Annotated in this window: 5 protein-coding genes; 3 read left to right on the forward strand and 2 right to left on the reverse strand. The window is 42.3% G+C overall.

The window, feature by feature from the left end:
• Positions 1–2: 2 nt before the first annotated feature.
• Both RMZ43_RS04935 and RMZ43_RS04940 read left to right on the forward strand, forming a co-directional pair.
• A complete protein-coding gene (locus RMZ43_RS04935) occupies positions 3–896 on the forward strand; it encodes an alpha/beta fold hydrolase (protein ID WP_322654467.1) in 894 nt (297 codons plus the stop codon).
• A gap of 330 nt (positions 897–1,226) precedes the next feature.
• Positions 1,227–2,285 carry a serine/threonine protein kinase gene (locus tag RMZ43_RS04940; RefSeq protein ID WP_322654466.1) on the forward strand — a complete coding sequence of 353 codons (1,059 nt, stop codon included), beginning with the start codon at positions 1,227–1,229 and terminating at the stop codon, positions 2,283–2,285.
• Between the two features lie 33 nt (positions 2,286–2,318).
• Here the strand turns inward: RMZ43_RS04940 and rimM are convergent, their stop codons facing one another.
• On the reverse strand, positions 2,319–3,044 hold the full coding sequence (gene rimM, locus RMZ43_RS04945) for a ribosome maturation factor RimM (protein WP_322654465.1): 726 nt from the start codon (positions 3,042–3,044) through the stop codon (positions 2,319–2,321).
• A gap of 121 nt (positions 3,045–3,165) precedes the next feature.
• Positions 3,166–4,449, reverse strand: coding sequence for a valine--pyruvate transaminase (locus tag RMZ43_RS04950; protein WP_322654464.1), 1,284 nt, complete (start codon positions 4,447–4,449; stop codon positions 3,166–3,168).
• A gap of 460 nt (positions 4,450–4,909) precedes the next feature.
• Between RMZ43_RS04950 and RMZ43_RS04955 the strand changes: the two genes are divergently transcribed.
• A complete protein-coding gene (locus tag RMZ43_RS04955; protein WP_322654737.1) occupies positions 4,910–6,019 on the forward strand; it encodes an S-(hydroxymethyl)glutathione dehydrogenase/class III alcohol dehydrogenase in 1,110 nt (369 codons plus the stop codon).
• Positions 6,020–6,272: the final 253 nt, after the last annotated feature.

Below are 6,272 nucleotides of genomic sequence, written 5' to 3' on the forward strand. Positions count from 1 at the left end.
TAATGACTGTAACTACACAACAGCTTCCAACTCAAGACGCCTTTGAAAAATTCATTTGGACTTGGCAGGGCTATAAAATCCAGTACACTGTCATGGGCACAGGACGCCCTCTGGTACTGGTTCACGGCTTCGGTGCTTCCATTGGACACTGGCGTAAAAATATCCCAGTTTTAGCTAATGCTGGCTACCAGGTATTTGCTATAGACCTTTTAGGTTTTGGTGGTTCTGATAAAGCACCCATTGATTACAGTGTGGAAGTTTGGGTGGAACTGCTAAAAGATTTCTGCACAGCACACATACACGAACCTGCTGTATTTATTGGCAACTCAATCGGCGCACTTTTGAGCTTGATTGTACTGGTAGAACATCCAGAAATTGCTGCTGGTGGTATTTTAATTAACTCTGCGGGTGGCTTGAGTCATCGTCCCCACGAACTGAACCCACCACTACGGATGGTGATGGCAGCTTTTAATCGGTTTGTGCGATCGCCAATTACAGGTAAATTTGTCTATAACCGCATCCGTCAAAAAGCCCAAATTCGCCGCACCCTCTACCAAGTTTACAAAAAGCGTGAAGCCGTCACTGATGAATTAGTTGATTTACTTTATACTCCCTCTTGCGACCCAGGAGCGCAACAAGTTTTCGCTTCCATTCTCACCGCCCCTCCTGGCCCAAGTCCAGAGGAACTTTTGCCCAAAGTAGAACGTCCTCTATTAGTAATTTGGGGTGCTGATGATCCTTGGACACCAATTACTGGGGCAAAGATTTACGAAAAGGCGCGTGAGAATGGCAAAGAAATCAAAATTGTTCCCATTCCCAATGCCGGTCATTGTCCCCACGATGAAGTTCCAGATATTGTTAATGCTCAGATTGTCGATTGGCTAGCGCATAGTTAAGAATTTCCCGCCAAGACGCAAATGCAAAGACACTTTCAGCCAATGCGCCTTGGCTTATGCCGGGTAAAAATGGCGCTATCAATCTGGGTGACTCAAATTTTGGATTTTAAATTTTAGATTTTAGATTAATTATTAGCACGCCAATTGCTCTACTTGGGAGATACCTTAACACCAAACTTTTCCTTTCGGAGAAGACTACAGTGGGTTATAAATGCAGGGCTGCTCGAGCAAAAATTTTTAGTTTTGCATCTTTTAATCCAAAATCCAAAATTTAAAATTCGTTAATCTTTATAATTGCACCTTAACAGAATCAAACTCGTATGGTATTCAATGGAGCTTGATGTGCGTAATGGACATAAAGGGGTAATTCCCTTAAATCACCATCCAGATTTTTCCAAACAAGGCTATCAAGTGATTAGCGAACTAGGACGCAACCAAGAAGGAGGACGCATTACTTACTTAGCTAATGTCCTTAATTCTAAGCAACAAGTAGTGATTAAAGAATTTTGTTTTGCTCGTGCGGATGCTGATTTATCAGGTGTGAGAGCATATCAGCGCGAAATCGAGATTTTGCAGCAACTCAATCATTCTCGCATCCCTCGCTATGTAGATTCTTTTGAAATACCAGGGGCTTTTTATCTAGTTCAGGAATATAAAAAGGCCCCACCTTTAAGCTTAACGAACAGCTTTAATCCAGAAGAAATAAAGCAAATTGCTTTGTCACTTTTAGAGATTTTGGTTTATCTACAAAAGCAAATTCCGCCAATTATTCATCGTGATATTAAGCCAGAGAATATTTTAATTGATGAGCAACTAAATGCTTATCTAGTTGATTTTGGTTTGGCTAGGATACAGGGTGCAAAAGTAGCTCTGAGTAGCTTTGTAGCAGGAACTCCAGGTTTTATGCCACCAGAAGAACAGTTTGGTCATTCTCTAACTGAGGCATCAGATTTATATAGTTTAGGAGCAACATTGATTTGCTTACTTACTAATACCCGTTCTGTTGATATTGGAAAATTAATTGATGAAAACTATCGCTTTAATTTTCAGCAATTAGTTCCTCAAATTAGTCCGCGTTTTCGGTCGTGGTTGATGAAAATGGTAGAACGGAAACGGAAACGTCGTTATGCTAATGCGGCTATTGCTTTGGAAGCACTTAGACCAATTCAGGTTGTTGGTACTGCCACCAGGATAGATACTTTAATCAGGACAATAATACTTAGAAAAAGAGCTACTTTATTGGGACTAGTTACTGTTGTTACACTGGCTGCAATGGAGGTCACTTTGATTAGTTGTCAGTCTAATAATCCGGTTAGGCAATTACTAGAAGCTACAGAATGTCAAAATTTTCATTTAAATGCAAGTTGCCAAGAAAAAACCGGAGATTAAATTAAGATTAATTAGGGTAGCTTAAGGAATGACCTAATTATTAATTTCTAGTAACCCAGGCGGCGGCGTAATTTCAATCCGATTGAATTTTAAGTCTACTACTGGTGCGATCGCTTCCACAAATGGAATTAAAACAGTCTTTTGTTTTTTGTCATTTGTTGTTTGTTTGTCAGTGTCAAAAGATGGGTGCAATTTTACTTCTAACAAATCATTGCCAGCCGGGATGATGTCTACCACCGTACCCACGAGTTCGCCAGATGTTTGCATGAAGACTTCCAAGCCAATCAAATCGAGGACATGATATTCATCTTCGCCTAGTTGGGGGCGATCGCTTGCTGAAACCATTAACTTACAACCGCGCAACACCTCGGCCTGATCGCAATTTTCTACGCCAGCTAATTTGATCACATACAAGTTTTTATTACTGATGTAACGTCCTGTTAATAATTCGATTGGTTGCGGTTCTGTGTCACCTGAGCGCAACAACCAACGTTTCCCCGCCACCTCAAATCTTTCGGGGAAGTCAGATACAGGATAAACCCGTAATTCTCCAGATAACCCTTGAGGGGAAACAATCGTACCAATTTCTAGCCAATTATCGAGATTGGGGACTGGTGATTGGGTACTCGGAACTACGGGCTGGGCATTAGGGGCTGGAGATTGGACATTTTGAATTTTTGAATTTCCTCCTACTCTCTTGCCCCTTTGCCTCTCTGCTCCTTTACCTCCAATGTCTTTATTAGCTTCTTCGTGTTTCATTTCCATTTTTACTACTAGTACAACACGGCGGAAATAAACCACCTATTCCAAATCAATGAAATGCGTACGCTGTATTCATTTTTAATTTTTAGTTTTTAATTTTCAATTCCGTCTTGCGGTACTAGGCAGTCACCGCCGCACCTTTATAAGCTTCCTCAGCCACTTTTGCTAAACGTTGCATAGCAGTGGCAATCTCTTCATCGGTGCCTGTAAGGCTGATGCGGAAGCATTGGTGTTTGTGGGCCCACTCTTCCTCTAAACCGGGGAAGAAGGTACTTCCAGGGACAATAATCACACCTACTTGCTTGAGTTGCTGGTAAAATTCCCAGTCAGTGATGGGTAAATCTTGTAACCACAACCAAGCAAAAATTGCTCCTTCACCACGATGGAGGAACCAAGGCAAATTCTTGGGCATCGCTTGTTCTAAGCTCGTTTCTAAAACAGTAAATTTATTTTGGTAAAAGGGACGGATGACAGTGTGAGAAATTTCCACTAAAGCGCCAGAGTTAATTGCAAGAGCTGCGATCGCTTGGCCATAACGTGAAGAATGAAGACCAATATTTGCTTGAAAACACTCCAGCACTTCAATCCACTTTTCATCCCCAATGGCAATACCAACTCTTTCTCCCGGTAATCCTGCTTTTGATAAACTCATGCAGTGTAAGATATTATCGCCAAACACTGGTGTCATTTCGGTAAAATTCAATGCCGGGAAAGGAGGCGCATAAGCGGAATCAATTAATACGGGCAGATTGTAAGGCGCAGCTAGGGCGGCAATCTTTTTCACCTCATCATCAGTGAGGACATTACCAGTTGGATTACAAGGGCGAGAGAACAGGACACAACCCGTATCTTCTGTAATCGACAGTTGGCTGAAGTCGGGGCGATATTTAAATCTGTGGGCGGCTTCATCAATATCAAGAGTCGGTTTGTAAGCAATTAAAGCTTTTGGAACTAAGCAGATACCGCCGTAACCCGTGTAGTCAGGGCTGAGAGGCAAAACGATTTGTTTTAACTTGCCGCTAGGGGTGTAGCCACCGTAGCTATTCACAGCGTAGAAGTAGAGGGTTTGACTACCGGGGGTAATGAGGATATTGCGTTCGCCTAAGTTTAACCCGTAGCGTTTGTTAAAGTCGTTAGCGATCGCTTCAACTAAGGGTGCATAGCCCTGACTTGAGCCGTAGCGACAAACTACCTCACCATATTCTGGGCTAGCTAAAAGCTGTGCAGTAGAATCCCGCCATAATTGTTCTACCTCTGGCAAAATCAACGGATTACCAGCACTCAAATTAATAAACTGCTGCCCTGCACCCGCTCGTAATGTTTCGATAATATCCTTCATGATTGCTCTTACGCCAGTCAGGTTGGACATTTGAGCGCCAATTTGAGTTAGGGCAGGGTTCATAAGCTGTGACAAAATATATTAATTGAGGGTGGACAAATTATTTGGGGATTGCTGCTGACATCCAGTTTACATCGTTGTCAAAACAGCTGTTGCCGCCTTTCACCAATCTAGCTAGAGAATGATATTTTAACAAAGTAATATTTATCGTTATAGGGACGATCATCCTTAGTAAATAGGATTAAGTGAGACAAAAGTGTATCATACGCTCAGTGGCTAAAGGGTACTAGTAGTGTACCAACCCAAAATTGCTACGTGGAGGTAAGCAAGGGAGCAGGGGAGAACAATTGCAGTAAGTCTTTCCCCCCTGCCCCTCTGCCCCTCCGCTCCTCTGCTGACCACAATGCTTGCGTTTCCTTGGCAGACTACTAGGGAAAAACCAGAGAGCATGGGAGGATGAGGGAGATAAGGCGAATAACCAATGCCCAATGCCCAATCACAAAACTATACAGGAGGGCTGATGTTGCAAGTTAAAGCAGCAGTAGCTTACAGCGCAGGTAAGCCATTGACAATTGAAACCGTTCAACTATCTGGGCCAAAAGCAGGCGAAGTGTTAGTTGAGGTGAAAGCTACCGGAGTTTGTCATACTGACGCTTTTACTCTATCTGGTGACGATCCTGAAGGTTTGTTTCCGGCAATTTTGGGGCATGAAGGTGCTGGTGTAGTAGTGGAGGTAGGCGGTGGTGTCACCAGTCTCAAACCAGGGGATCATGTAATTCCCCTATACACTCCCGAATGCCGTCAGTGCGAATATTGTTTGAGCTTAAAAACAAATCTCTGTCAAGCCATTCGCTTAACTCAAGGACGCGGTGTAATGCCCGATGGCACTAGTCGCTTTAGCATTGATGGACAAATGATTCATCATTATATGGGTACATCAACTTTTGCTAACTATACGGTGCTTCCAGAAATCGCCCTAGCAAAAATTCGGGAAGATGCCCCATTTGAGAAGGTTTGTTACATTGGTTGTGGTGTGACTACTGGTGTTGGTGCAGTCATAAATACTGCCAAAGTGGAACCGGGAGCAAATGTTGTGGTTTTTGGCTTGGGTGGTATTGGTTTAAATGTCATCCAAGCGGCGCGGATGGTAGGGGCAAATATGATTGTCGGGGTGGATATTAATGCTAACAAACGCGCTTTAGCAGAAAAGTTTGGCATGACGCACTTTGTCAATCCCCAGGAAGTAGAGGGAGATTTAGTTCCCTATTTGGTTGATTTAACAAAAGGCGGTGCTGATTACAGTTTTGAATGTATCGGTAATGTCAAAATTATGCGTCAAGCATTAGAATGCTGCCATAAAGGTTGGGGTGTTAGTGTGATTATTGGTGTTGCTGGTGCTGGACAGGAAATCAGTACTCGTCCTTTTCAATTAGTAACTGGGCGCGTTTGGAAAGGTTCAGCATTCGGTGGTGCTAGAGGACGTACAGATGTGCCAAAAATTGTTGATTGGTATATGGAAGGTAAGATAAACATTGATGATTTAATTACCCATGTAATGCCCATTGAGCAAATTAATGATGCTTTTGAATTAATGCACAAAGGTGAATCAATTCGGAGTGTGCTGACTTTTTAGCTAATTGTCTTGGGAACATTGCACACACTTGGATCAATTAAGTAAGACACAAGCTCAAACAGGTTCTTGATTCTATTTCTGTCGAAGCGATCGCATCAATTTGTAGATGGGATTACATCATCTCCTCATTTAAGTGCAACTTCATAGAGAATTGTATAACCTCGTTTTACCTTTAAATAAGTAAAGCTAATAACGTATATCAGGTTTACTGAAGTAATAAAACTTGATTAAAAAATGTAAAGCATTGTAAAGT

Source organism: Nostoc sp. CmiVER01 (genome assembly GCF_034531135.2).
Classification (GTDB): Bacteria; Cyanobacteriota; Cyanobacteriia; order Cyanobacteriales; family Nostocaceae; genus Nostoc.